Origin of the sequence: Paenibacillus xylanexedens (assembly GCF_007676705.1) — a bacterium.
In the GTDB taxonomy this organism is placed as follows: Bacteria; Bacillota; Bacilli; order Paenibacillales; family Paenibacillaceae; genus Paenibacillus; species Paenibacillus xylanexedens_C.
This window is the reverse complement of sequence record NZ_VEBF01000001.1, coordinates 1,445,759-1,471,139: the sequence shown is the minus strand read 5'-3', so window position 1 is coordinate 1,471,139 and position 25,381 is coordinate 1,445,759. Positions and strand designations below refer to the sequence as shown.

The 25,381-nt window shown below is 41.5% G+C and carries 31 protein-coding genes and 2 pseudogenes; 27 read left to right on the top strand and 6 right to left on the bottom strand.

The features are described from left to right. The 7 genes from FS628_RS06660 to nagA all read left to right on the top strand — a co-directional run bounded on the left by FS628_RS06660 (position 1) and on the right by nagA (position 5,381). The gene (locus FS628_RS06660) at positions 1-480 is read left to right on the top strand and encodes an SRPBCC family protein (protein ID WP_145320209.1); all 480 of its coding nucleotides are present in this window, start codon (positions 1-3) and stop codon (positions 478-480) included. A gap of 81 nt (positions 481-561) precedes the next feature. After that, positions 562-834 carry a hypothetical protein gene (locus tag FS628_RS31925; RefSeq protein WP_222125191.1) on the top strand — a complete coding sequence of 91 codons (273 nt, stop codon included), beginning with the start codon at positions 562-564 and terminating at the stop codon, positions 832-834. An 86-nt stretch (positions 835-920) separates the two neighbouring features. Beyond that, on the top strand, positions 921-1,838 hold the full coding sequence (locus tag FS628_RS06650) for an NAD(P)-dependent alcohol dehydrogenase (protein WP_145320207.1): 918 nt from the start codon (positions 921-923) through the stop codon (positions 1,836-1,838). Positions 1,839-1,869: 31 nt separating this feature from the next. After that, positions 1,870-2,646, top strand: a complete 777-nt coding sequence (locus tag FS628_RS06645) for a class I SAM-dependent methyltransferase (RefSeq protein ID WP_260870981.1) — start codon at positions 1,870-1,872, stop codon at positions 2,644-2,646. Positions 2,647-2,795: 149 nt separating this feature from the next. Further along, a complete protein-coding gene (locus tag FS628_RS06640; protein ID WP_222125190.1) occupies positions 2,796-3,170 on the top strand; it encodes a hypothetical protein in 375 nt (124 codons plus the stop codon). A gap of 256 nt (positions 3,171-3,426) precedes the next feature. Next, a complete protein-coding gene (locus tag FS628_RS06635; RefSeq protein ID WP_186327725.1) occupies positions 3,427-4,212 on the top strand; it encodes a DeoR/GlpR family DNA-binding transcription regulator in 786 nt (261 codons plus the stop codon). Between the two features lie 26 nt (positions 4,213-4,238). Next, complete coding sequence (gene nagA / locus FS628_RS06630; RefSeq protein WP_145320199.1) at positions 4,239-5,381, top strand: N-acetylglucosamine-6-phosphate deacetylase; 1,143 nt, start codon at positions 4,239-4,241, stop codon at positions 5,379-5,381. 307 nt (positions 5,382-5,688) lie between these two features. Here nagA and FS628_RS31290 read toward each other — a convergent pair whose 3' ends face one another. From FS628_RS31290 to FS628_RS06620, 3 genes and pseudogenes are all read right to left on the bottom strand, one after another. Next, positions 5,689-5,829, bottom strand: coding sequence for a hypothetical protein (locus FS628_RS31290; RefSeq protein ID WP_186327779.1), 141 nt, complete (start codon positions 5,827-5,829; stop codon positions 5,689-5,691). Continuing rightward, positions 5,826-6,080, bottom strand: a complete 255-nt coding sequence (locus tag FS628_RS06625; RefSeq protein WP_260870940.1) for a hypothetical protein — start codon at positions 6,078-6,080, stop codon at positions 5,826-5,828. Before FS628_RS06625 ends, FS628_RS31290 begins: the two co-directional genes overlap by 4 nt. After that, a pseudogene (locus FS628_RS06620) lies at positions 6,070-6,376 on the bottom strand (IS5 family transposase); the annotation flags it as partial. The pseudogene FS628_RS06620 and the gene FS628_RS06625, both read right to left, overlap by 11 nt. A 783-nt stretch (positions 6,377-7,159) precedes the next feature. On the opposite strand from FS628_RS06620, the gene FS628_RS06615 reads away from it, so the two are divergent. From FS628_RS06615 to FS628_RS06545, 18 genes and pseudogenes are all read left to right on the top strand, one after another. Next, positions 7,160-7,471 (top strand): hypothetical protein, encoded by a 312-nt coding sequence (locus tag FS628_RS06615; RefSeq protein ID WP_249911414.1) that lies wholly within the window; start codon positions 7,160-7,162, stop codon positions 7,469-7,471. 195 nt (positions 7,472-7,666) lie between these two features. Next, positions 7,667-8,278 carry a phage integrase N-terminal SAM-like domain-containing protein gene (locus tag FS628_RS31920; RefSeq protein WP_222125189.1) on the top strand — a complete coding sequence of 204 codons (612 nt, stop codon included), beginning with the start codon at positions 7,667-7,669 and terminating at the stop codon, positions 8,276-8,278. Between the two features lie 6 nt (positions 8,279-8,284). Continuing rightward, complete coding sequence (locus FS628_RS31915) at positions 8,285-8,467, top strand: tyrosine-type recombinase/integrase (protein WP_222125211.1); 183 nt, start codon at positions 8,285-8,287, stop codon at positions 8,465-8,467. Further along, positions 8,424-8,783 carry a tyrosine-type recombinase/integrase gene (locus tag FS628_RS31910; RefSeq protein WP_313958572.1) on the top strand — a complete coding sequence of 120 codons (360 nt, stop codon included), beginning with the start codon at positions 8,424-8,426 and terminating at the stop codon, positions 8,781-8,783. Before FS628_RS31915 ends, FS628_RS31910 begins: the two co-directional genes overlap by 44 nt. Before the next feature lie 176 nt (positions 8,784-8,959). After that, a complete protein-coding gene (locus tag FS628_RS06600) occupies positions 8,960-9,424 on the top strand; it encodes a hypothetical protein (RefSeq protein WP_145320195.1) in 465 nt (154 codons plus the stop codon). 208 nt (positions 9,425-9,632) lie between these two features. After that, a complete protein-coding gene (locus tag FS628_RS06595; protein WP_145320193.1) occupies positions 9,633-10,184 on the top strand; it encodes an AAA family ATPase in 552 nt (183 codons plus the stop codon). Between the two features lie 213 nt (positions 10,185-10,397). Continuing rightward, positions 10,398-10,814, top strand: a complete 417-nt coding sequence (locus FS628_RS06590; protein WP_145320191.1) for a GNAT family N-acetyltransferase — start codon at positions 10,398-10,400, stop codon at positions 10,812-10,814. 270 nt (positions 10,815-11,084) lie between these two features. Continuing rightward, the gene (locus FS628_RS06585; RefSeq protein WP_145320189.1) at positions 11,085-11,588 is read left to right on the top strand and encodes an NUDIX domain-containing protein; all 504 of its coding nucleotides are present in this window, start codon (positions 11,085-11,087) and stop codon (positions 11,586-11,588) included. A gap of 224 nt (positions 11,589-11,812) precedes the next feature. Next, a complete protein-coding gene (locus tag FS628_RS06580; RefSeq protein ID WP_260870939.1) occupies positions 11,813-12,244 on the top strand; it encodes a GNAT family N-acetyltransferase in 432 nt (143 codons plus the stop codon). 210 nt (positions 12,245-12,454) lie between these two features. Further along, positions 12,455-13,033, top strand: a complete 579-nt coding sequence (locus FS628_RS06575; RefSeq protein WP_145320187.1) for a hypothetical protein — start codon at positions 12,455-12,457, stop codon at positions 13,031-13,033. A 167-nt stretch (positions 13,034-13,200) separates the two neighbouring features. Then, positions 13,201-13,272: pseudogene (locus FS628_RS33435) on the top strand (hypothetical protein); the annotation flags it as partial. A 34-nt stretch (positions 13,273-13,306) separates the two neighbouring features. Further along, positions 13,307-13,597 carry a DUF6979 family protein gene (locus FS628_RS31905; RefSeq protein WP_222125188.1) on the top strand — a complete coding sequence of 97 codons (291 nt, stop codon included), beginning with the start codon at positions 13,307-13,309 and terminating at the stop codon, positions 13,595-13,597. A gap of 168 nt (positions 13,598-13,765) precedes the next feature. Then, entirely contained in the window at positions 13,766-14,335 is a 570-nt protein-coding gene (locus FS628_RS06565; RefSeq protein WP_145320183.1) for a hypothetical protein, read from the top strand. A 174-nt stretch (positions 14,336-14,509) separates the two neighbouring features. Beyond that, complete coding sequence (locus tag FS628_RS06560) at positions 14,510-15,328, top strand: DUF2971 domain-containing protein (protein WP_145320181.1); 819 nt, start codon at positions 14,510-14,512, stop codon at positions 15,326-15,328. Further along, a complete protein-coding gene (locus tag FS628_RS31900) occupies positions 15,325-15,495 on the top strand; it encodes a hypothetical protein (protein ID WP_222125187.1) in 171 nt (56 codons plus the stop codon). Before FS628_RS06560 ends, FS628_RS31900 begins: the two co-directional genes overlap by 4 nt. Beyond that, positions 15,492-16,178, top strand: coding sequence for a hypothetical protein (locus tag FS628_RS06555; RefSeq protein WP_222125186.1), 687 nt, complete (start codon positions 15,492-15,494; stop codon positions 16,176-16,178). The genes FS628_RS31900 and FS628_RS06555 overlap by 4 nt, the downstream gene beginning before the upstream one ends. Positions 16,179-16,764: 586 nt before the next feature. After that, positions 16,765-16,950, top strand: coding sequence for an aspartyl-phosphate phosphatase Spo0E family protein (locus tag FS628_RS06550; protein WP_145320177.1), 186 nt, complete (start codon positions 16,765-16,767; stop codon positions 16,948-16,950). 37 nt (positions 16,951-16,987) lie between these two features. Further along, complete coding sequence (locus FS628_RS06545) at positions 16,988-17,299, top strand: hypothetical protein (RefSeq protein WP_145320175.1); 312 nt, start codon at positions 16,988-16,990, stop codon at positions 17,297-17,299. Between the two features lie 203 nt (positions 17,300-17,502). Here FS628_RS06545 and FS628_RS06540 read toward each other — a convergent pair whose 3' ends face one another. The 3 genes from FS628_RS06540 to FS628_RS06530 form a co-directional block, all read right to left on the bottom strand. Continuing rightward, the gene (locus FS628_RS06540) at positions 17,503-19,182 is read right to left on the bottom strand and encodes an ABC transporter substrate-binding protein (protein ID WP_145320173.1); all 1,680 of its coding nucleotides are present in this window, start codon (positions 19,180-19,182) and stop codon (positions 17,503-17,505) included. Between the two features lie 286 nt (positions 19,183-19,468). Next, positions 19,469-21,079, bottom strand: a complete 1,611-nt coding sequence (locus FS628_RS06535; RefSeq protein ID WP_145320171.1) for a response regulator transcription factor — start codon at positions 21,077-21,079, stop codon at positions 19,469-19,471. Positions 21,080-21,498: 419 nt separating this feature from the next. Next, positions 21,499-23,310: a sensor histidine kinase gene (locus FS628_RS06530; RefSeq protein ID WP_145320169.1), complete on the bottom strand. Its 1,812-nt coding sequence runs from the start codon at positions 23,308-23,310 to the stop codon at positions 21,499-21,501. A gap of 170 nt (positions 23,311-23,480) precedes the next feature. On the opposite strand from FS628_RS06530, the gene FS628_RS06525 reads away from it, so the two are divergent. Together FS628_RS06525 and FS628_RS06520 are read left to right on the top strand one after the other, a co-directional pair. Then, the gene (locus FS628_RS06525; protein ID WP_372238352.1) at positions 23,481-24,443 is read left to right on the top strand and encodes an ABC transporter permease; all 963 of its coding nucleotides are present in this window, start codon (positions 23,481-23,483) and stop codon (positions 24,441-24,443) included. A 16-nt stretch (positions 24,444-24,459) separates the two neighbouring features. Further along, complete coding sequence (locus FS628_RS06520; RefSeq protein ID WP_036610522.1) at positions 24,460-25,332, top strand: carbohydrate ABC transporter permease; 873 nt, start codon at positions 24,460-24,462, stop codon at positions 25,330-25,332. Positions 25,333-25,381 lie beyond the last annotated feature (49 nt).

Sequence of the window (25,381 nt, the reverse complement as noted above, 5' to 3'; positions counted from 1 at the left end):
ATGAGTGAATATGGTACATTACATGAGTCAAACGGTCGTTATGCTTTGAGGTTTGAACGATTTCTTCATCATAATCCAGAAGATGTTTTCCTTATGATCACGAAGCCTAGTTCCTTCGCCCAATGGTATCCTTTCGCAACAGGAGAGATGGATCTCAGACTTGGTGGCAAGATTGCCTTCGATGATGGTGAAGGAACGACATATGAGGGGACCATTACAGAGTTAGAAAAGCCATATGTATTTGGTTTCCGTGAAGTTGATGATCTGATTAACATTTCATTGCAGGCAGAAGATAAAGGTTGTCGAATGATCTTTACCCATACGTTTAACGATAATTCATGGGCAGTGAATACCGCTGCAGGATGGCATAGATGTCTGGATGTATTGGTTCGAATTATCAATGGTACAACCATTCAGTGGCATGATAACTCCACTAAGCTGCGTGAAATCTATAGTGAAGCATTTAATATGGAAGGTTAACAGAATAAAAAAGTTATTCCAATATAACAACCCACCCAATGTTGACCGCCATAGGTGGGTTGTTGTCGTGACTAAGGGTTTGTGAATACAGATAAGTTATCTGAAACCGACAAGATTGGGGGAGAAGAATATAAAACGTCTTATCATCCATACCTCAGAAATCTAGCATTTCGACTTAGTTATGAAGATCTTAAAAACAGTGTAAGCTGGCTTCAAACAATCGAAATAGATCCTGTTCCATTTGGAAAACACGATTCAATACATCCATCCATTTATCAGACCAAAGCATTAAAAGTAGGACCTGCAGAATATAAATTGAAGTCGGCATCAATCAAAAACAAATTCGAACGGTAAAAACAGGCTCAATTGTATGGACTGCAGATGTATTAACAACGATCATGGAACCAGGCAGTGAAACACTAAGAAATAGGAGGGTTCATATGAAAGCTGTGATTTGCACAAATTACGGACCGCCAGAAGTGCTACAGATGAAAGAGATGGAAAAGCCTAAACCGAAAGACCATGAGGTTTTAATTAAAGTTTTTGCAGCCACTGCACATATTGGTGATACCCGTATTCGAAGAGCTGATCCATTCTTGGTGAGACTTGTATTCGGCATGCTCAAGCCCAGGAAAAATTTAATACTTGGCCTGGAAATATCCGGTGTGATTGAGTCGGTAGGGAAAAACGTACAATCCTTTAAGGAAGGAGACAAGGTCTTTGGGCTTACAGGGTTTTGTGGGGGTTATGCCGAATACATTTGTTTACCTGAAAAAGTGAAAAACGGAACCGGTGAAAAAAAAGGAATGGTTGCAATAAAGCCCAACCATTTATCCTACGAAGAAGCTGCGGTCGTTCCATCGGGAGGGCTTACAGCTTTGAAAAATTTGCAAAAAGCAAAAATAAAGCCAGGTCAGAAAATTTTGATCAATGGAGCATCCGGCAGTCTTGGGACGTATGCAATTCAACTTGCGAAATACTATGGGGCAGAAGTCACAGCGGTGTGCAGTAAAAGTAATTTTGGATTGGTAGAATCTATAGGAGCAGATAAACTAATCGATTATACCGAAGAAGACTTTACAGCCTCAGAAACCAAATACGATATTGTTTATGATGCCGTAATAAAAGCCAAACCCTCACAATGCCAAAAAATCCTAACGCCAAATGGTGTCTTTCTAAACAACAGTCGACTTCCGAAAATGGAAGTAGCCGATTTACTCTTTCTCAAAGAGTTGATCGAGGAAAACAAACTAAAACCGATCATCGATCGAACCTATGCTCTTGATGAAATTGCGGAGGCCCACAGATATGTGGATACCGGGCGCAAGAAAGGAAATGTGGCAATAACGGTAAGATAGAATGAAGGGTTTATAGAAATACTGCTTTACGCTGACGGAGGTTATTGCGATCAATACGGACAAGATTCATCACATTAATCGTTCCTATTGGGATACAAGAGGAAATGAGTTTTTAGGCGCGATCGTGCTTCCTCTGTACGGAGCGTTTGTCTCGGAAGCGAAATACCGTCTATTTGGAGATGTCTCTGGGACAAAGGTACTGGAGATCGGCTGTGGAAACGGTCAATCCTTGCAGTATCAAGGTGAGCGGCAGGCAGCTGAACTATGGGGCATCGATTTATCCGCGCAGCAGATCGAGAAGGCACGGCAGCATCTGGCGGAGCGCGTGGCGGAGCGCGGAATTTCGGCGAGGCTGATCTGCTCACCCATGGAAGAAGAATGCGGTATACCGAAGGAATACTTTGACTATGTTTACTCCATCTATGCGATAGGCTGGACCACCGACCTCGAAGGAACGTTCAGCCGGATTGCTTCCTATCTCAAAAAAGACTGTATCTTCATTTTCAGCTGGTCTCATCCCATTCATAGATGCGTCATCGAAGAGAACGGAAAGTTCGTGTTCAGCAAAAGTTATTTTGATGAATCCTGGTGCGCCGTGGCTCCCGAGTTTATCCAAGGTGAACTCACTTTATCCGACCGCAAGATGTCCGCCTACATCAATGCATTGGCAAAAGCCGGGTTCGCAATCGAGCAGATGGTGGAGGAAACCGACGAAGAAATCATGAGGCTGCAGGGCGAGGACAATGATCTTACCCAAAGAGCGAAGATGTTTCCCGTCACTTTTGTGATCAAAGCAAGAAAGTTGTAGGCTTAATGGTAAAAGGATGGGTTGCCCCCGAAATAACTGCAATCTGAATATCCGGTATGATCTGCCTGACGAAGATGGAATAAAGTAGGCCCATAAGGGAGTGTAAGGGGAATGTCATAGAGGTGAAAACTCATTGGTATTATCCCCTCATGGTAGACAGTGAAAAAAGAGATCATGTTACTCAAACACTTGAAACCGGAGGGGATTATTGTTATGCCAGCGAAAAAAGGATTTTTCTTTTAACCATATACAGTCTGCCAAAGACAGCTAAATACAGTATTTTAGAGAAATATCAAATCGCTCTTACATTAGCTGATAAAAATCTTTTTAAAAAGGGAGTTAGCCCTTATCAAGATGTATATTTATTAATTCAAGTTAGAAATGCAATTACTCACTATGAGCCAGAATGGGTTACAACTGAATCGGAATTTCCAGAAAAAATAACTGAGCAAGCTTTAGAAAAGAAACTGAAACATAAATTTGGTTTAAATCCTTTTGCTTCTGATTGCCATTTTCTTTCCTAGAGCGCTTTTTGATGACAAGTATCTGAGTGATTTAAGTCAATTTGTTAAGCAAATGGCTCCGAAATCCATTCCTTAATTTTTTCTTAGCAGTAAATCTTAACTTAAAAAAACGTTAACGGATGTGAATTCATCTGGCTAACGTCTTTTTTTATTGAACGGTCAGGAATAAATACTTACACTAACTTAACATTTACTTATAATAACTTGCAAACACTCAAAATTACGCTTATAATTACTTAAAGGAGGTGCATGTATTGTGTATCAAGAGGAAAGATTGTTAAAAATACTCGAATACTTGAAACAACACCAATCGATGAGTGTTACAGATATATGTACGCTGTTTGAAGTATCAAGGGATACTGCACGAAGGGATATTGTTAGATTAGTACAAGAAGGCGTTGTGATTCGAACTCATGGGGGGCTATCGTTACCTGAGTTACAGAAAGAAATGCTCTCTTATCAGGATCGTTTGATTGATGAATCCGAGAGTAAGAAAAAAATAGGGAAGTTTGGGGCAAAACTTATCCAAGACCATGAGACTGTGATTTTAGACGTATCAACCACGGTGCAATTTGTAGCGGAACAAATTAGCGCAAAAAATTGCACGGTGGTCACGCACTCCATTGATAACGTAGGGATCTTGTCCAATCGAGAGGATCTCCAAATCTATATACTCGGTGGTTACTTGAATGTAAAGCACCGCTTTTTATATGGCTCTTCCATTATCGATAAACTAAGTGAAATTCGTGCTGATAAAGCCTTCATTGGAGCATCGGCGATCCGGTCTGATGGACTCTATTATCCATATGAAGAAGATGCCCGGGTAAAGAAAGAAATGGCCAGAAGATCTGATCAGGTTATCGTAGTAGCCGATCACACAAAATTTATTGGCAAATCTATTCATCGGCTGGACTTTGATTTCGTTGACATTTTAGTCACAAATCAGGAACTCCCGAGTGAGATCAGAGAAGTTCTGGATCAGAAGAACATCACTGTTATTGAGTGTCAGGAAGAAAATGAAGAGGTTCGAAAGCAAGACTGATAACCATAGGGAAGAGGAGGGTTTTTATGTATTATATTTTGCATAATGTACAAATGGCACTTCGCAACCGTATCGTTCCATCAGCCAATGTGTGGATTTCTGAAGGGAAAATCATGAGGATAGACACAGGTGATCTTCCTACGCTAGAAGGAGAGTATGAACGGATTGATGGGAGAGGACATTTGCTAGTACCTGGGATGATAGATGTTCATATCCACGGTGCCAATGGCTTTGATATGATGGACGGTACTGAAGAGAGTATTCAAGAAGTTTCACGCCAATGTGCTTTAACGGGGTGTACCTCATTTCTGGCTACATCTGTTAGTTCTACGATGGAGGATCTTCTGGAAATGATTCGTAGTGTCAAGCGTGTAATAGGACAAGAAGTGGGAGCAAAGATCGCAGGGATTCACTTAGAGGGACCGTATCTGAACCCGAAGCGAAAAGGAATGCAGAATGAAAAGTATTTGCGGCATCCCAACATAGAAGAAATGAAGATCATTTTCCAGGAAGCAGGGTCACTCATTAAGATGGTTACTATTGCGCCCGAGCTGCCGGGAGGAATGGACTTGATTTCCTTTTTGAAAGAAAAGGGAGTAGTTATAGCGATCGCTCATTCGGATGCCACATATGAGGAAGCCAAACAAGCCTTTACATCAGGTGCGAGTCATGTTACGCATTGTTTTAATGGCATGCGGCCGATCCATCATCGAGATCCGGGTCTGATCGTGGCTGCTTTTGAAGAGAAACATGTAAGTCTTCAAGCTATTGTGGATAATGTCCATCTGCATCCTGCTATTATTCGACTGATACATAACCTGAAAGGACCGGAAGGAATGGTCTTGATCACAGATGCTTTACAAGCAATGGGTATGGGCGATGGGAATTATCTATTTGGAGGCCATCATGTCACGGTATCGGGTGGCATTGCAAGACTGGAGGATGGAACACTGGCCTCCAGTACAGTTACCATGAATGAAGCCTTACGTTATACTGTCGAAACCGGAATTCCCTTGATAGATGCCGTACAGATGGCTTCAACTACGCCGGCCAATATTCTTGGATTTCAACAAAAGGGGGAAATTTCCTCTGGTTTCGATGCCGACCTGGTCCTATTGGATGATGAATTTCAGGTTCTCTGGACGATGGTGGGCGGTCAAATTCTATAAATCACTATTATTTGCGATTCCACAGCGAAAGCCCATTAGATAAGTCTAGTGGGCTTATTTTTTATTTTCTTCACATTCCGACCCATACAGGATAATAATCGTCAAATATATAAACAATAATAATGGTATCATGATAAAAATATTACACCGACTGTGGGGTAATATGATGTACATTGTAGTTGTGGAGGTGATACCATGGTCGATCATAAAATCTCATCGGATTTACTCAGAGGACATACGGATGGCGAATAAGCACATTACTTCGTCAGGACAAGCTCCCTCACTAGTTGGTTCTCTTGGATTGAATTTATTTTCCTACATACTCATCCAGAAAGCGATCTACTCTTTGGAAATATTCAGTGGGGTAATGGTTGACGGTATCGATGTGCTCCGTTTTTTTTACACGAACGTTAAATGTCAGATCGGGTTGTAATGATGTTTGACTCATTCAGACTCCTCCAGTTTTTTTTCTTTAGGTTGTATGGGTGCGAACAAATAAAAGGCATGCCCCTTCAGATTTTCCCACTCGGGATGATGAATAATACTTTCTCCAAGAGTTAAGCCCACTCCATTAAAGAAAGAGATATAGGCACGATAGATCATTGCTGGAGAAGAGCTTTTGTTGAATTCTCCCATTAACTGTCCCTTGGCATAGACGCATTCGATCGCATCTGTCATTACCTTTATACACGGAGTCATGCGCTTCGCCTCCAGTCAAGTCGTAGCGAAGTGGATTCCCTAACGCGTCAACTACCGCATGAATTTTCGTGCTTAATCCACCTCGGGAACGTCCGATCGCTTGCTTTGCCCCCTTTTGCGCCTGATCCATGCTGGTGAACTCGCACAATCGTAGCGTCAATCATCACGCTTTCCTCGTCAGGATCTAGGGAAACCTGCTTTAACACTTCATCCCAAATGCCCGCTTTCTGCCAGCGTCGAAAGCGGGTGTAGACGGATTTCCAATTAGGGAAATGGCCTGGTAGACACGCTAAGGGGCGCCTGAACGAGCCAGGTAAATTCTAATATAATTACCTCGGAGGGGGGAGGATATTTTCAATCCGCACGACGGGCAGCCGCTAGTATTACTAATTTATTTACGGCACTTGATATAACGAAATATACAAAAGCTGATTTAGCAAAATCTTATAATGTTGTCGAGCATAATGGTGTTGTTGAGAAAATTTCCGTCACTCCTTACATTGATTACTTGCCTGTATCGAATGTAAAGGTAAACTTGATTAAGATATCTCTTATTCCTGCTGTGCTTGCCCCCCTTTTCAGTTTATGTGCTTTGCTCGGCTATGTAATCCGGATGCTTCTTAACAAACTATATAAACGAGGAAATCCTACTACCAATTTTAATAAATATCATCTTGCAATTAACTTTACAGGTGTGGCACTCCTTCTTAATCTTTTCATCATACAAACGAAGTTGAGGTTTCCAAATTATCCTGCTTATTCTTCGTTGCGCATCAATTTATTGTTTAACCTACTATATGTTGTTTTAGCAGTGGCGTATCTTGGCTTGCTTATTTACAAACTGCGGAAGAGCAGTTACAGCAAAAAGCAAAAGGTGATGTACATCATGTCTGGCATCTCGGCTTTCATATTGGCTGTTTTTATTATGGGGTGGCATTTGTATGTTTAGAAGGGCAGAAGCTAAATGGATAACTTAAGCATTATTGATAGATGCCATGGTTAGACTTCGTAATGCCGATCTCAGGGTAAGAGATGTCAAAGGTGAACTATTCATAGATCAGAGATAAGGTGGTCACAGAATGGAAGCTAAAATGCTGTTTGGCGTTGGCTTAGTCTTCGATACACCCGAATTCGGAACCATCGTTATGGGGGCCAATGAAGAGTTGGATGAACTACTTCCTTCAACAATCAAAGAGATGATCGGTGACCAGATTATCATCAAAAAAACGGATGGGAAAGAGCAAGTATTTGAAGTTGTTTCTACTCAAATTAACCATTCTATAGCTGGGAAGAAGAATATCGGTATATGTTTGGGAAAAGGGATCTCCCCAAACAAAACACCAGCTGGTTCAATCGTCTACTGTTATCCATCAGGACAAATTGATCAGTAGTGTATGCTTTGGTAAGTTACATGGAGTGGCGATGTGCTATTAAACTTGCTATGCTCATCTCTACTTTTAAACATCATAAATGTTCCGAAAGCATCGGAAGGTCGTCTGATTCCCTATGGGATGAAGAAGGGCCTTCCTTTTTTCTTTTTCAAAATTGCGGAGAAAGACATAGACTCAAACAAAGGAGAGTTTCCTATGAACGATGATACTACAACCGAAGAAAAGATCACCATAACTAAAGGCTCCACTGAGTCCTTTCACATTCATATCCCATATAACCCTGCATACATTCAGCGTATTCGCCAGATTACGTGCAGAAAGTGGGAACCCAAACAGAAAATGTGGATCATACCCTACACTTTTGCGGCCATCCAGGAGTTTACGAGACAGTTTGATCCAGATGAAGTTCAGATTACCCCGGAGTTGTGGGTTGAGAATGAAGAACTGCAGCAATGGAAAGTCAGTAGGGGAAACAACCAATGGAGCAAAGAACCGTTACAGAAGGCGCTAAAGTTACGAGGATACAGCCGCAAAACAATCAAAGCGTATTGTAATCAGGTCGAGCGTTTTCTGAGCAGCCTTCGCCTTAAAAATACGGATGTCACTACTTCCAATGTTCAGATGTATTGTTTAGGTTTGCTGGAGCGAGGGATTTCCCATTCAAGCGTGAATCAGACGATTAGCGCGCTCCGCTTTTATTGCAAACATGTACTCCATCATCCTACGGATATCCAGTATATTCGTCCCAAGAAGCAGACCAAGCTTCCGCGAGTGTTGTCCGAAAAGGAAGTTGCTCAATTACTTTAATCCGTAATCAACCCTAAACATAAGGCCATATTATTTCTGACTTATTCTTCCGGGCTTCGTGTAGGTGAAGTTGTACGTCTGCGTTGCAGCGATCTCGATATTGAAAGGCAGACACTCATTGTAAGACAGGGGAAGGGTCAGAAGGATCGGAGGACGCTTTTTTCAAATCTCGCCTGGGATATCGTGTAGAAAATGCATAGCTGAATATAGACCAAATCGTTGGCTGTTTCCGGGGCAATCTTCTGATCGACATCTTACCGAGCGGAGCGTGCAGAAGGTTTTTGAAGAAGCAAGACGACGTGCAGGAATTGAGAAAAAGGTAAGTATTCATGCTCTGAGACACTCCTTCGCCACTCATTTGCTGGAAAACGGGACAGATCTACGATACATTCAGGAGCTACTCGGTCATACGAGTGCACGAACAACTCAGCGTTATACGCATGTTAGTGCTAAAAATATCCAGCGTATTCAAAGCCCGCTGGATCGGATGGATTTGGGAGATTGAGTAGCCTAATATATCTCCCTTTTTCACCAAATTTTTCTTCGCAAATATCACTGCATAGGTTATCATATACGTAGTTCAGATATCAGGCAGGATGTGTGGTATTTACGAAGTACATAGATTAGATGTTATGCGTAATATCTGGAAAATGAAAATTATATTAGAATGAGAGATACTTAATGAATGTATTTTCTATAGATATGCAGACAAGTAAATATGTCAATGTAGAACATCCTGTAATAACGATTGATGGAATTCCGTTTGATTTATATCTTCACAATTTGTATCCAGATAATTTATATTTAGGTTTAATTCCGACAATTACTGATTGGATTGGACTGAAGGAAGAAGCAGAGTTAGTACTAAGACGTTTTATTTCAGAAGAAGAGATTTTTATTTTACCAATATTAATGTGTCCAGATGATTGCGATTTAACATGTACACTAATTGTTGCTGAAGTTTTAAAATCAGATGATCAAGTGATTTGGAGACGGATTGGAGTGGATTCTAGTAATCTAGGAATACCATATAATTATGAGCTAGTCGGGAAAGAAGTTACCTGGTTAGATTTAGTGCCCGAAATGAAATTTAGCAAGGATAAATATATTGAGAATCTTAAAACCATTTATAAACCAATAGAATGATTTTAAGAGTATTTAGTATCTCGTAGAAGTCAGGTACTACGCATAACAAAATATTCACGCTTTGGCTCCGTTGGAGCCTTGGTCTGCGAGATGGATTTCGGAGAGTTATTTCAGCAGACAACCCTTTCGGGGTTCGTGAATACAGAAACGTTAGGCGAAACCCTTGAAAGGCCGTGAAAACATCATCTAAAAATCGAAGGGAGTTCAAATGAAACACCAACCTTATATATTTGCTGTTTCTGCGGTTTCTGGTGGTGGAAAAACAACAATGACCAACCGCTTGTCGGAACTGATGAAAAATTCGAAGGCACTATATTTTGATGATTATGAATTTGAGGGTGAGCCGGAAGATATTTGTAAGTGGGTTGAGGATGGATCTGATAGTAACCAGTGGAATCTGCTTCCATTGATTAGAGATATCCAATCCTTAATGAATGAACCAGAACTAGATTATATCATTCTTGATTACCCATTTGCTTATTCTCATAATGAAATGAGTAACTATATTAATCTTTCGATTTTTGTTGATACTCCTTTAGATATTGCGATGGCTAGAAGAATTCTTAGGGATTATACAGAACATAATATTGAAGAGATTAAGAATGACATGATGAATTATATTAACAGTGGGAGATTAGCATACTTAGGTATGTTACAGACAACGAAGCCGAATTCAGACATTATAATTGACGGTACATTAGGATTAGAAGAGAGTGTCAAAAGAATCATAAAGTCAGTAGAAGAGAGAAGGGCATTTTAAGCATAATCGAAGGGGTTAAGTGCATCGCCTAACACCATATTCAAGCTTCGGCTCCTTTGGAGCCTTGGTCTGCTGGATGGATTTAGGGGAGGAATTTCAGCAGACAACCCCTTCGGGGTTCATGAATACAAGGAACGTTATGTGAAAGTCAGGTAAGTCTGGATAAAACCATATTTAAAATCGTAAAAAATATTATATTTGGGGGATTACAAGATGTATAAAATAAGAGAAATGACGATTAACGATTATGAGATGTCAATAGAATTATGGCAACGCACAGAGGGCATGGCATTAAGTGAAGCTGACTCTAAAGAATCAATAAATTACTATTTAAACAGAAACACTGGTATGAGTTTTGTATGTGTAGATAAGGAGCAAGTAATAGGGACAATATTGTGTGGACATGACGGTAGAAGAGGATATATTTACCATGTAGCGGTTGATCCAGAATATCGAGGTAAATCTCTGGGAAAGAAATTAGTGGTAAGTAGTTTAGAGAAACTTAGATTGGAAGGAATTGGTAAGTGTCATATCATGGTGATAGCAGATAATGAAATAGGCAATGAATTTTGGACAAGAACAGAATGGACTAAAAGAGATGGGATTTTACTATATTCAAGCAATACATAACAAGAAATTAGAAATAATAAATCCTAACAAGGGCATTTTTGTAAGTAATTTCAAAGATGACCTGCCAATCACATAACAACGTGTTCCCACTGCGGGGCATACGCTCCTTGGTCTGCAAGAGGAATTTCGAGGAAGTGATTCAGCAGACACACCTGCACTGACTAACCGCGTCGCGGCCGTCCCTACGGGGCTTAAGTCAGTGAGGCGTCGGGAACACAACAACGTTATGAGAAAGTGATGTAGACATTGTATGGAGGGAGATTATTCTAGATGATTCGAAATACAGTAAGAGCATTGATTATCAAGAATGACAATCTTCTATTAATAAAGAAAAGGAGAGCAAATATAGGTATTTATTATGTACTGCCTGGAGGAGCTCAAGAAGAGAACGAAACATTGGAACAGGCTTTAAGTCGCGAGTGTATGGAAGAACTGGGTATTGAAATATTGAGTAGTAGGTTAGTTTGTGTAAGAGAATACATGTCGCGCAATCATGAATACTCTTTCATAATGAAGGAAGTTCATTCTATTGATTTTATTTATGAGTGTAGCACTCAATTCCTAAATAATGAATTAAGAAGCCTACAAGCTGATGTTGGACAGGTTGGGATTGAATGGTTACCCATTAATGAAATTAAGAGGACAGTGTATAGGCTAGAAGAATCTTTAGAACATTATAAATTTCCTAGAACAACCAATGAATTCTTTAAAGAATATTTTTCGGATCAAGTAATAAAACCATATTCTAGCGTAATATTTGAAAGTAGTCTATAGAAGACATCACCATCTCATAACACCATATTCACGCATCGGACATTTTCCCTCGGTCGCCAGGAGGGATTTCGGGGAAGCTGAATCAGGCGTACAACTCTGTACTGGCTAAGTCCGTCTGATCCGCGCTTACGCGCTTAAGCCAGTGAGGGTTCGTGAATACACAACGTTATCCGAAATTAACAAATAACTATTAAAAATAAAATTCTATCATTGGAGTGAATTCTTTGATTGAAACCAATATTCAAATTCGAAGAGCAGGAGCAAAAGATGCAAAATACCTTGCTCAACTTAATGATGAGTTTAATGGAGTAGGGATTTCTAAAGAAGAAATTATTGAAAGTCTATCTTATTCAAATGAGATTGTTGTAATTGCTTTAATTAATGATCGGCCCGTTGGATTCGCATGTGCTCAATATTTTAAATCAATTTGTTATTCAGAACCGTATGCAGAAGTAACTGAATTGTATATTACGGGTGACGCTAGAAGGCAGGGAATGGCTACAAAGGTCTTAGACTTTATTGAGAATGAACTTATATTAAAAGGCGTTAGATCAGTGAAAGTGCTAACAGGTAAAAAGAATGAAACTGCGATAAAAACCTATGAAAACTCAAATTATATAAAGAAAGAAGAGCAAGTCCTACAAAAGAAATTATAAATCAAAATCGAATAATAAGCATGCATAGAACCTATAGACTACAAAGAAATGTGAATGTAAGTCGAGAGGTCGTTAACATCGGATAACATAATATTCACGCTCCGGACATTCGTCCTTGGTCCGGCATGCGCCGGACACCCAGCATACGCTGGGTCGTGAATACAGGAACGTTATACGAAACCCTAAAAACTGAAAAGGACATTAAAATATATGGATGAAGATTTAAGACCTAATTTAGCAGAACGTGAATTTTTAAATCTAGCTTACAACAGTTTTTATGACATTTTTGAAGAGATATTTGAAGATTCATTTTGGAATAAAGATACTTACTATCGTTTCTCAAAAGTTAGAGATGCTTTTGCGATCTATGTTGAAGTATTGAATTATGAACCAATAAAATATGTTATTGAAGAAATGAAGAAACAAAGACCTCCTATGGAATCTGAAATTGGAAGTGAGTTATTTAAATTTGTACGAAACTTATTAGCTCATTTTCCATTCTTTAATAGCTGGGATGAAGTATGGGTAAGTGAGACGTTATGTAATTGGTTTAAACAAGGCCAGTCAATTGATCGATTCCTTAAAAAATATGTTGGTCACAATGAGATTAAGTACAGATTATGGGAAGCAAGTAAAAAGAAAATGACATATTTGAGTATTAACTTTCCAGTTCAATACACCGGGAATACTAAGATATATTTGAAAGATATTTTAACTGAAACTGAAGGAATTAAATTTTCTTTAGTACTAATGAAACAGATAATGGACACCCAGATAAGTAAAGAGTGAATGATTAGAAATTTCAAAGAAGTTAGGGATTCGTATAACATAATATTCACGCTGTGGGCAGATGCCCTTGAGCCGGCATTGGCCGGACACCCAGCATACGCTGGGTCGTGAATACAACAACGTTAGCCGAAATTATTGCGATAGTAAAAAAAGAAAGAGGGATTATTATGGGGAAATATGGTGAAGCAGCAGTGAAAACTGTCAATTATCTTAATGAACATAAACATGATGATCCAATTAAAGCATGGAATGAAGTGACAATTAAAATATTCGGTGAAGGTAAAGCTTCGCAGAAAAAAAGGATGTCCGAAAAACACCTTTTTAGGATTATTCGAAGAAGGTTTACTCAAAGGTATTCCAAGCGGCAATTATACCAATTCAATAAAGAATAAAGGATACGGATTAAAGGCAGTAAAAATATTATTTGAAAGCAATACAGAGAAGGATATAAAGCAAAGAACATTGTGGAAAGAAGTAATTGGAGATCAAAAAATTAAGTATAATTCACAAATGGACGTAGTTTTGGCTTTATGGGATGAAGGGATGATAAGGCGGAGTAGTTAAATCGAAGAGGGGAATAACCTCGGCTAACATAATATTCAAGCACGGCTCCTTTGGAGCCTTGGTCTGTGGACGGATTTCGGAGAGGGATTTCAGCAGACAACCCCTTCGGGGTTCGTGAATACAGTAACGTTAGCTGAAATAACCGAAACATTAAAAAGGTGAGATAAAATGAAGTTCACTTATACTTTAAATAATATTGGTTGGGCAGATGTTTATCTACAAATTGGAGATTCAGAAATATATATTTTTCCAAGCTATCTCTCAGAACCATTAGTTGACTTAGTAAGGTCAGTTGAATTATTACTACCTGAATGTACCCCTCAAGATGAAATTAAAAATATAGTTTACTTTGATTGGGATTCGGAGCCCGCTATTCATAACTGGAAAATTGAAATGAAATCACAAGAAAAGATACAAATTAATATTATGGTATATGATGGTGGGATAAAGACACTGCCAGGGAAATTAGAGTTCAGTGAGGAATGTAATCTAAATGAATTCATATCAGAAGTTGTACAATTTATGGAGGCATTACTGAGGGATCATGGGATATTGGGATATAGAAAACAATGGTATGCCCAAGACTTCCCAATTAGTAGTTATCTTCAATTGAAGTATTATCTTTTGAATAAAAGAAGCTTTCCAATACAGATTAGAAATCCAAATAATGAATGGATTGAAAAAATAGAAACAAGTCTAAAAGATGAACTAGATATTTTAAAGGAATTCATAATATAAGTAATTCAAGCAGTCAGTTACATCAGCTAACATAATATTCAAGCAGCGTCTCCTTCGGAGCCTTGGTCTGCGGGAAGGATTTCGGAGGGGAATTTCAGCAGACAACCCCTTCGGGGTTCGTGAATACAGGAACGTTATCTGAAACTGCTTAAATGCTAATAAGGAGTAATAATTATGTCGTATTATACAGACGATTTCATGTTTGATGTGATGGGAATTGAAGAAATTCCAGATTATTTATTTCATTACACTTCATTAGAAACCCTTGCATGCATACTAAAGTATAAAACATTGAGATTTACTAGACTTGATAAAGTTAACGATAAGAATGAGGCGACTTCTAAAGATTTAGCACATGCCAATACTCTTGTTTTTGTTTCTTGTTGGATGGGAAATGATAGCGAATCTATACCAATGTGGAATATGTACACTTCCGGAATGAATGGTGTGCGCATAAAAGCTCCAACTAATTTGTTTCCAGGACGAAAGAAGCCGGTTGTCTTTGAACGAGGAGGTGCAAGATTAAGTTATAACGGTGATCCATATGTAATTCCACGTGTTGAACCCGCATTCGGCCTGATAGGTAGAAGTATAGTTGGGCCTAATAAAGTTCATTATTCAAATGATCCTAGATACCTGCACGTAACTTGTAAGACTAATTATCAAGATAGGATTGTCTTAGACTTTAGCGATCTTGGGATGTTTAAGGATCTTAGTTGGTCATATGAAGAAGAATGGAGATACAGAATACTCGGAATGCTTGATGCAGATTTCCCAAATGATAAATTTCTTAATGAAGTAACTCTTGATTTAAGAAGGTACCCAGTAACGCCAGAACATATCGATATAAAACTAGATGAAAATATATTCAACGAAATAGAAATAACAACCGGACCTAAAATGACGGATTCACAATTCATTTTATTAGAGGCGTTGATTGAAAAATACGCTTCGAACACAGTTATAAATAAAAGCAATATAAATATAAGGTGAATGTATCTCAGGATGCAGCAGATTCAGATAACAATATACTCATGCATCGGGCACATGCCCTTGGCCCGGCAGAGGAATTTCGGGGAAGCAGGGGCAGTCGGACACATCCGACTTCGTCGGACACATCCGACTTCGTCGGACACATCCGACTTCGTCGGACGTCGTGAATACAGGAACGTTAGTCGAAATTACTGTGAGAGTAGGAGATTTAGTGGAGGAAAATCAAATTATAAAAACATTGATAGGTGAAATGAAATTATCGAATTCAGCAGTCGGCAATCTCTTGGAAGAAGGTATAGAATGGGTTCCATATGCAGGGAAAATATATCAAGGGATTAAGCTTAATAGACTACAAAAAAGATTTAACGAACATCAAGCTAAATTCAATGAAATTGGGAAGTTATTATCTGAAACTTCAATGTCGGCAACTTATATTAGTGAAAGAATATTCCCAATTGTTTTATCAGATCTTATTGAAGAACATGAAGACGCAAAAATCAATCTCATTTTGACTGGATTCGAAAATGTATTCATTGAAGAAAAGACAGAAGAGTCAGTAGTAATTAACTACTTTGATTCATTAAGAGAATTGAGATATGCAGATATTATGCGTTTTTATTATTTATCAAATGTAGTGCAAACGTATAAAGTGCATGCTGTAGGTAGCGATGAGCATGCGCTTATTCGAAATATTGATAAAAAGCTTGAAAATAGAGGATTAATATCAATCAAAAAAACATACGGAGCTATAGCTGGTCAAGAGGCTGATATATATAGCGATAATGTGCAATTGACTTTGTATGGGAGGAAATTTCTCGATTTTATTTTGGATAGTAACACTTCTGTATGAAGCTGTTTCATGGAAGACAGCAACTTCAACTAACATAATATTCACGCTGCGGACATTCGTCCTTGATCCGGCATTCGCCGGATACCCGACATGCGTCGGGTCGTAAATACAGGAACGTTATCTGAAATTAAGTTTACTACAAAGCCATATTATATGTTGGTAATTGTGGTGTTAATATGTGGATTCTCGTTGTTCTACTCAACCGGGTATATCTATGATCTTGTCTCGGGCCAACAAGAAAATTCCATAAAGCGAATAGAAGGACTAAAAAAATAATGTGAAGTAGGAATTGTGATAACTCTGAATAACGTTTATGAGTCATCACAATTTTTAATTTAATTATAAAGATTGGAAAAAGTAAATATCTTGGATAGATACTATTTAGGAAAACGGTTGCACTTAACCTTAGTGTAGCTGTTTTTTATAGACTTATTCGATATCCGCATTAAAACGATCATAATTTCTCGTACAATTAGGATGAAACAAGAAATCTAGCCTACTAAAGAGAAAATCTATTGCTCTAAACTGACCATGTCTAGCATTAACAAGACATGTCGCAGTTTAAACCCATCTGAGAGGTGGATGTATGAGCCGGTTGCTTGACTTATTGGAAGAGGAACGGCGCAAGCTCAATCAGCTTGGAGAGGCATCCTTGAAGCAAGCGATTCCGTTGTGGGACAATCCTGAGGTTCAGGAACAGAGCCGAAGAGTAGATGAACTGGTGTCACGAGTTAGTGAAATGAAGGCGAGACATAATCGAGTTGTACGATGATGAGTGAGAGTACATAATGCGTAGGGGAGGAGAAGCTATGGATTTTCCACCGTGGATGCAACGAGCGATTCAGGCAAGGCTGGATGAGGTATCTGCTCTAATCGAACATGATCCTGGACTTAGTCGTGTACGTGGGGAAACAGACGAAGCGTTCGAAGCTTTGTTTACAGGTGATGATGTCAAGAATACACCTGAATTTACCGAGTGGGAGAATCGTTACTTTGTCACCAAAGGAATAGAGAATGAGCGGTTGTACATGCAAGGACTGAGGGACGGCATTCAGCTCACAGTTTCCTTGCTGGGGCAGTCAATGTTGAATGACAGGGATAATGACAGACAGGATGCCTGAATGCTTGAAAATATGTCTCATAAGAAGTGAGAAGAGTGGAGAATAGTAAAACGTAATCATTGAGTTTTTAAAAGTTTTAAACCTTTTAATGCGAACCCATAAGACAGGGGAAGCGACCTCAATCTCTACCTAAAAAAACAGCCGAAGCGTGTAACTATCGCTTCGGCTGTTTTTATAATCTCTACTTTTCCAAAATCCAAATCTTACTTCGCGCTTACTGACTTAAACCATTCATTCACTTCTTGCGTGATCTGATCTCCGCCATTGGATTTCCAGTTGGCGACGAATTGGTCAAAGGCATCAACTGGCAGTTTGCCGTAGATGATTTTGTTGAAGGTTTCCATTTCGGACTGGCGGAGCAGGTTCCATTTGGATACCATGGTTGGTGTTGCAGCGCCAGTGAAGTAGTTTTGTTTACGAATGTCGATCTGGGACATAACGACTTTACCTGCATACCAGTTTTCCGGTTTGCGGAATTCGGCCATTTGTTTCTCGTAAGGTGTTTCAGGCTTCTCGCCGTTGGCCAGCTTCACGAGTGTTTTCATGTACAGATCCGGGATACGTGCTGGGCCGGTCAGGAAAGGGAATTCGTTGGAGAAGTCTTTGATCTTCTCTTTGTCACTGGTCGGTTGTCCGTCAATGATATCCCAGTCGTAACCTTTGGCGAAGCCGTATTCATACTCACTGCCCGCTTTCGGGTTAGCCAGGTTATCGAGCAAGTAGTTGTAGTACAGGAAGATGGCTTCTGGATGCTTCGCATCCTTGTTGATCATGATACTTGCGTTGACACCAGAGTTCTGCCACTTCGTACCGATCTTGCCGTCTGGGCCAGCTGGAACAGGGTAAGCTTTATACTTTGAGCCAGGTACGTTCTTCAGCAGGTCAGGTGCAGGCCAGTCCGGTACCCAGTTTGCGCCAGGCAGAATGCCCGCTTTGCCAGCTGTCCAGCTTTCAGCGGATTTGCCTTCGTCCCACAGCGCGGAGTCAGCGTGGATATAACCTTTATCCATCCATTCAGCCAGCTTGGCAAGAGCTTGTTTGGCACCCGGGTTAACGGAGCCGTACTCGAGGTTGCCATTTGCGTCTTTGTTCCATTGCTCCTCGATTGTGCCGTATGCACCGAACAACCAGTCGAGCTGACCCATCCAGGTGTTGGTGTTATTTTTCAGCGAGATTGCTAGCGGGAATACTTTGTCTGGAGACAAACCGTCCGGGTTTTCGTTCTTGAATTTGTCCATGATGTTCTCAAGGTCTGCGATGGTTTTCGGAGCTTCCAGGTTCAGCTTCTCCATCCAGTCCTCGCGGAGCCAGAGCAGTGTATCGTCGTTATCGGTGTACTCCATGATCGGCATGTTATATTTCTTGCCGTCCTTGGTGAACGGATACCACAGTTCAGGATGTGCTGCTGCGTGATCTTTCAGGGTCTGACTCGCGTACTTGTCGAACAACTCATCGATGGCGATGAATTGACCGGAGTCGATCAGCTGATTAGTCAGTACCGCATTGGTGGGTACGGTAACGAAATCAGGCAGTTTCTCGCCAGAGGCGATTGCCAGTTGCAGCTTTTGTCTGTATTGATCGTCATTGGCCGGATACCAAGTATCTTTATGCTTCATACCCAGCGTTTCGAGCATCCAGCGATCGTGCACGTTATTTTCTTTGGTATCTCCTTGCACGTATTTCTTCGGCATCAATACCGAACTGAACTCGATGGGTGGGTCATATTTTCCTTTAGCAAAAGCAGCTTCTGCTTCAGCTGAGCCGACAGTTCCCGGCGTATTATTACCATTGTCACTGCCTGTCTCGCCACTGCCGCACGCAGTGATCGTGATGAGCGCGATAACCATGAGCAGTGACCACCATGTTTTTTTGAATTTGATCATTGTTCAATCCCCCTACGGTGTATGATCTTTACAGTGTAACTGTACCAATTTGTGCGGGAGTGCATCTATATGAGTTTTTTAGTTTTGATAGGACTCTATTAGTGAATGTTCAAAAAGATCGGTTTTCAGTACCGAGAAGATGGGATACAGCTAGAAATGGAGTAGCGGAGCGTAGGAAAACTACGTGAGCAACGGACATTTCGGCTGAATTCCATATTCGATGCTGATGATGCCGTGAGGCATCCTTCGTAATCAAAAGCGGATTTTTTGAACAACCTCTAAGATGTTATTTATGCTGGTCTCTGTATTCTTGCGGCGTAACGCCGAATTGACGCTTGAACACTTTGATAAAATAAGCCGGGTCCATATAGCCAATCTCCATGCTGATTTCGTACACTTTTTTGGTGGTCGTGACCAGCTTGTGGCAGGCCCGATCCATGCGCAGGCGCGAGATATAATCACTGATGCCTTCGCCGGTTTCGATCTTATAGATTTTGGACAAATGGGTCGGGTGCAGATTGACATGGTCAGCGAGCACACGTAAAGATACATCCAGATGCAGGTTCTTATCTGTAAAATCCTGAATCTTCTTCACATACTCGGAACGGATGTCTTTGATCTCGTTGGACGTACCTTCCTTGAGTTTGCCCAGCACGCTGAGCGACCATTTCCGCAATTTGCTGATGGTAGCGAAAACTTCGCCACTTTGCAAATCCTCAACATCATTGCCCATTAAAGTGGTCAGAGTCAGTTTGTTCCGGTGGGCAATATTGGTGAACGAAGCTGTAATAAGAAAACCAGCCTCCATGCAATGCTCCCAGGATTCCGACCATTTCTCATCCAGCTCGGCACAGACAGCGAGGATTTTCTCTTCGGCGGCATCCCACTGTCCACTTTCCAACAGGCTAATGAAGGTGGGCGGGGTATACAGCACGTCCAAGGGACCTTGTGTCGCAGGTGTCTCGACATCGCTGACACGCATGACGAATTCGCGTTCGTCTCCAACAATCTGCCGGAAATAGGCGGAAGCCTGACGGAAACGATCGTAAAGCTGATCCGGAAAGGTGAACCACTCGGTGATAACGATGGAGAGGGAGCCTTTCAGAAACTGTTTTACTTTGGATTGAAGCTGAATCGATAGCTTCTCCAGAATGGTTTCTTTGCCAATATCGCCTTTCCGTTCTTTCAATTGAAGCAAAAACACCAGATATCCGTGCTCCTCCTTCACGCCCCACACTTCCATAAACTCACCCATAATCTCTTCCGCCATATTGATGATTGCATATTCGATCAGGGTCTGATCATTGCTGTCATAGTGTCCGAATTCTTCTTCCAAACGAACCAACATTAATGCGGCATCCCCGGTATGAAAGGGGAGAGCGTAATTAGCGAGCTTACGCTCCCATTCGGCAGCGGCGATTCGTTGTCCCTGTAAAGCTCCTAGGAGCAGTCGTCCCCGCAAATGGGGGAGATTCTCTCGCAACGTAAACTGGGTTCGTGTCAGTGAACTGACAAGTTCCCATTCGTTATTTAATTGATCGATGGCCTTCTGAACAGCACCCATTAATTCATCGTCAGTCGGCGGCTTCAGCAGATAGTCCACGGCTTCGAACTGGATGGCTTTTTTGGCGTAATCAAATTCGGAATACCCGGATAACAGAATACATTTTATTTTTTTGTCCCGGATGCGGATGCGTTCGATTAGTTCAATGCCTGTCATTTCAGGCATCTGAATGTCCGAGATCACGATATCGATGGGGTGGGTGTCGATCATTTGTAGTGCTTCGTGTGCCGAGTATGCTTTATGCACATGTTCGATCCCCAGCGTGTGCCAGGGCTTGGTCATGGACAGGTTATCGACCCAGTGTGCTTCATCGTCTACGATCATCATTTGCATTGTGTTTGTCTCCTTGGTGGTATATAAGTCTTAAAAGTTAAAATCAATGGATGCTTCTTGTGAACGAGGTCGCTACGGATTTGAAGGGTTCTTTCGATCGCTGTTCAAGCCCCATTTTCTGAATTAGATGTTCGATGGTTAAAATGATGCTTGAAAGGCGAACGCTTTGCTTCTCCAGAATCCCTTCAATCCTTCACTTTGGTTCACACAAAGTCTAACCCTATATTTTAAAACAAAGCCTTATATAAAGGTTGAATTTGCAACAAAAGCGAAGCGTATGCTCCGATGCAGCATTCTTTCGAGATTGGTTTCCAGGGGAACACTTCCGAACTTCGCTTTTACAGGTTTTTTCTGTCCTCTGCGTTCACGTGTAAATGGTTCGTTCAAAATCAAATGTCAACTTATCGTTAGTAACAATATCAATTCGTATCGGTAGTTCCTTTATCGGAATCGGCGTCCTCTTTCGGTAACTCCCAGATGAGCTCGGTTCGGAATCCGCCAAGTGGGGATGGGCCGAATAGGAGGTAGGAATGGCTGCCGAACAGGTGCATGATGCGTTGGTTCGTGTTCCAGAGGCCGCAGCCCATTTCTTCCTGTAATGGTTCTTGCATCTTCAAGTTGAGTGCTTCGTACTGTTCCGAACTGAGGCCGGGGCCGTCGTCATCGATGTATATTCTGCCAAAACCGTTCAAGCGCTCCCCGGTAATTCGAATTTCCCCGGAAGAGTAGGACTTCGATACACCATGGATGACGGAATTCTCGACCATCGGCTGAAGCATTAATCGCGGCACCGACTGGGCAAGCATGTCCTCAGGGATATCAATGTGATATTCAATCCGACCATTGCGCAGCTTCTGGATATCCAGATAGTTGATGAGCAGCTTGATCTCTTCCTGAAGCGAAGATGTCTCCCGTTCCACACGGGTGGTATAGCGATAATATGCACTCAGGTTATGCGCCATGGAGACCACAGCTTTCTCGTCCTTCATCTGGGCCATGTTGATGATATAGCCAAGACAATTATATAAGAAATGCGGATTGATCTGCGCCTGCAATTGCTTCAGCGTAGCTTCCTTGGCTCTAATTTTCTCATGGAACACATTCTCGATCAGATCCTGAATCTGATGGGACATATCGTTGAAACGGCGGAACAGGAATGAGAACTCATTCTGGTTTTTGCTATGCAATCGGACAGAATAATCACCCTGCTCTACGCGGCGTAAGCCTTTGATCAGTTTTTTGATCGGGTATTGAACATTCCGGTACAGCAGGATCGAAGCAGAGATGCCCACCACCAGCAGCAATATCATACAGGTGTAAAACAGATTCTGACTCAGCGAGATGGGTTTCAAAATCTGATACAGTGGGATCACGTCAACCAGATGCCAATCCAGATAAGTGGACTTTACCGAACTAACCAGATAGTTCTTCCCGTTCAGCTTTACGACATCCTGCGTGGTATCTTCCGGAGAATGCGTATCCAGATACTGAATGAGTTCTGCGGATAACTGCTTGTCCGCGCTGCGATTGAGAATGGGTGAATTTCCTTTGTGATATAAGAAAGGATCGCCTTGTCCGCCGGCCTTATACGTATCCAGCATATTTTGAATGTTCTCGTAGCTGAAGCTGGCTTCAATCACCAGATTACTTCCCGTGAGCATCCCCGGCTGTGCCAATGAATCCGTATAGAACCAATAGAAGGAGTTCAGTTCGTCCTGTGATGCGGTACTCTGATCTCCATAGGTCCATCTTCCACTCATGTTGTTTTTCAAATAATCCTCATCATACCCTGTGGCTCGGTTGTAGTTGGCGATGACATCTTCATTCTGCTGTGAATGCACCGCATATCGAGTGGGCCATATATCCGTAACGCCGGTTTGCAGCATCATCTTCTCTTGAATGACATAGCGGGTCTGCATCCGGTCATACCGATCATCCCACATATTAAGGCCATTGAATGCTCTGACATTTGGGTCTCGGGAGAGGATCAGACTAAAATCCATCATCTGATTGATGCGGGAGTCGATCTGACTGGACAGAAACGTGAGTTGTTTCGTGTTGGAGATCTGCAGTTCTTTGCTGACGACATCATAGGTGACGTTATTCGAGTAGGTGTACATGATTAGAATGGGGATAAACAAGACCACAATTAACAAGTTTATTTTGGCAAAAAGACTGAATGGGGATCGAGTCTTGCCTGGAAATAGGTTTAAGCGCTTCCATATATGCATAAAAAGTCTCCTTCAAATTCGTGTGTAAACAACCTCTTCCGAGGATATCCCTAACAAAACACTATCAAGCCTAACAATGTTATATAGCAGACCTCAGAATGGCTTGATACTATTTATATCAGAGAACCCGATCACACACAAAAACTTTTTTTGGGAACAGGAGAAGCGCTATGGAGGCTAAATTGGAGGGTAAGCGGATCCCGCAGGCAAACGTTGGGAACAAGCTGGATAAAAAGAGAAAAAAACGCTACAAACAGCCATGGATTCTGCACTTCATGGTGTTGCCGGCGGCCATTATGGTCTTTATATTTTCATACATTCCGATGTCCGGAATTTTGATGGCATTTCAAGATTATAAACCTGCACTGGGATTTTTCAATTCCGAATGGGTAGGACTGAAGCACTTCAGATACATGTGGGAAAATGATTATTTCCTGCAAATTACGTGGAACACGTTGTTCTTTGCCTGTTCCAAGATTGTCATGAACCTGATCATTCCGTTTGTCTTCGCCTTATTGCTAAACGAGGTACGGAAGATGGCGCTGAAAAGAACGATTCAAACGCTCGTGTATCTACCACACTTTCTGTCATGGGTAACGTTATCCGGTATCCTGATCGATATTCTGGCCCAGACGGGTATTGTCAATCAGTTCCTGGTCTCGGTATTCGGTATCAAGCCGATCTTCTTCCTGGGGGATGGCAGCTGGTTCCGATTCACGATTATTGCGAGTGATGTCTGGAAAGAGTTTGGATTCAACACGATCATCTTCCTTGCGGCATTGTCCGGCATTAACCCGGCACTTTATGAAGCGGCTGAGGTGGACGGCGCAGGACGCTGGAAGCAAACGATGTATATTACCATCCCGGCTCTTATTCCGATTGGGATCGTCATTGCAACCTTGGCACTGGGGAATGTGCTTAACGCCAACTTTGACCAGATCTTTAACTTATATAGTCCGTTGATTTACCAACAAGGAGATATTATCGATACGTTTGTGTATAGAGAAGGTCTGCTTAGTGGACAGTTCAGTTTCGCTACCGCTGTGAATCTGTTCAAATCGGTCATCAGCCTGATCCTGATTGTGATCTCGTACCGACTGGCTTACCGATTCGCCGGATACCGAATTTTCTAGAGAGGAGGACGAACAAATGTATCATAAAACGATGCCTTACCGCATATTTAGCATATTCAACAATGTATTTCTGACCATTCTTTCACTGCTCTGCTTGCTGCCTTTGTATCACTTGCTCATGGTATCTCTTAGCGCATCTGCACCTGCGAATGCAGGTCTCGTCACGTTCTGGCCGATTGGATTTACACTGGAGGCGTATGCGAAAACATTTGCCAATACCAACTTCCTCTCCTCCTTATGGGTATCCGTGGAGCGGACGGTACTGGGTACAGGACTTGCGTTAATCGTTAATACGATTGCAGCCTATGCGCTCTCCAAGGAGACGCGGGTGTTCCGTGCACGTAACATCTATCTGTGGTATTTTGTCATCACGATGTTGTTCAGCGGTGGCCTCATTCCGGGGTATATCCTGATTCTGAAGCTGGGACTGATGAACACATTGCTGGCTTTGATCCTGCCAGGATTGGTTGCGGTGTTCAACATCATTCTGTTGCTGAATTTCTTCCGTACCGTTCCGAAGGATCTGGAAGAAGCGGCATTCATCGATGGCGCAGGGCACTTTAAGACGTTTATCAAAATCTATCTGCCCGTCTCCGTACCTGTTATTGCAACGGTTTCGCTCTTCATGATGGTTGGGCATTGGAATGCGTACTTTGACGGGATTATCTACATCCGTGATGCAGAAAAACTTCCACTTGCCACATTCATGCAGACGATCATCGTGCAGGCCGATATGTCGAAGCTTGATCCAGAAGCGGTGAAGAACCTGTCCCAACGGACGATTCGTGCTTCGCAGATCTTTATCAGCGCACTTCCGATCCTGCTTGTGTACCCGTTCCTGCAACGTTATTTCGTGACTGGGATCGTGGTTGGGGCTGTTAAGGAGTAGTTGAATGTAGGGAATGAATAGGATTGTAAAATGGAGTCACTGAACTGGG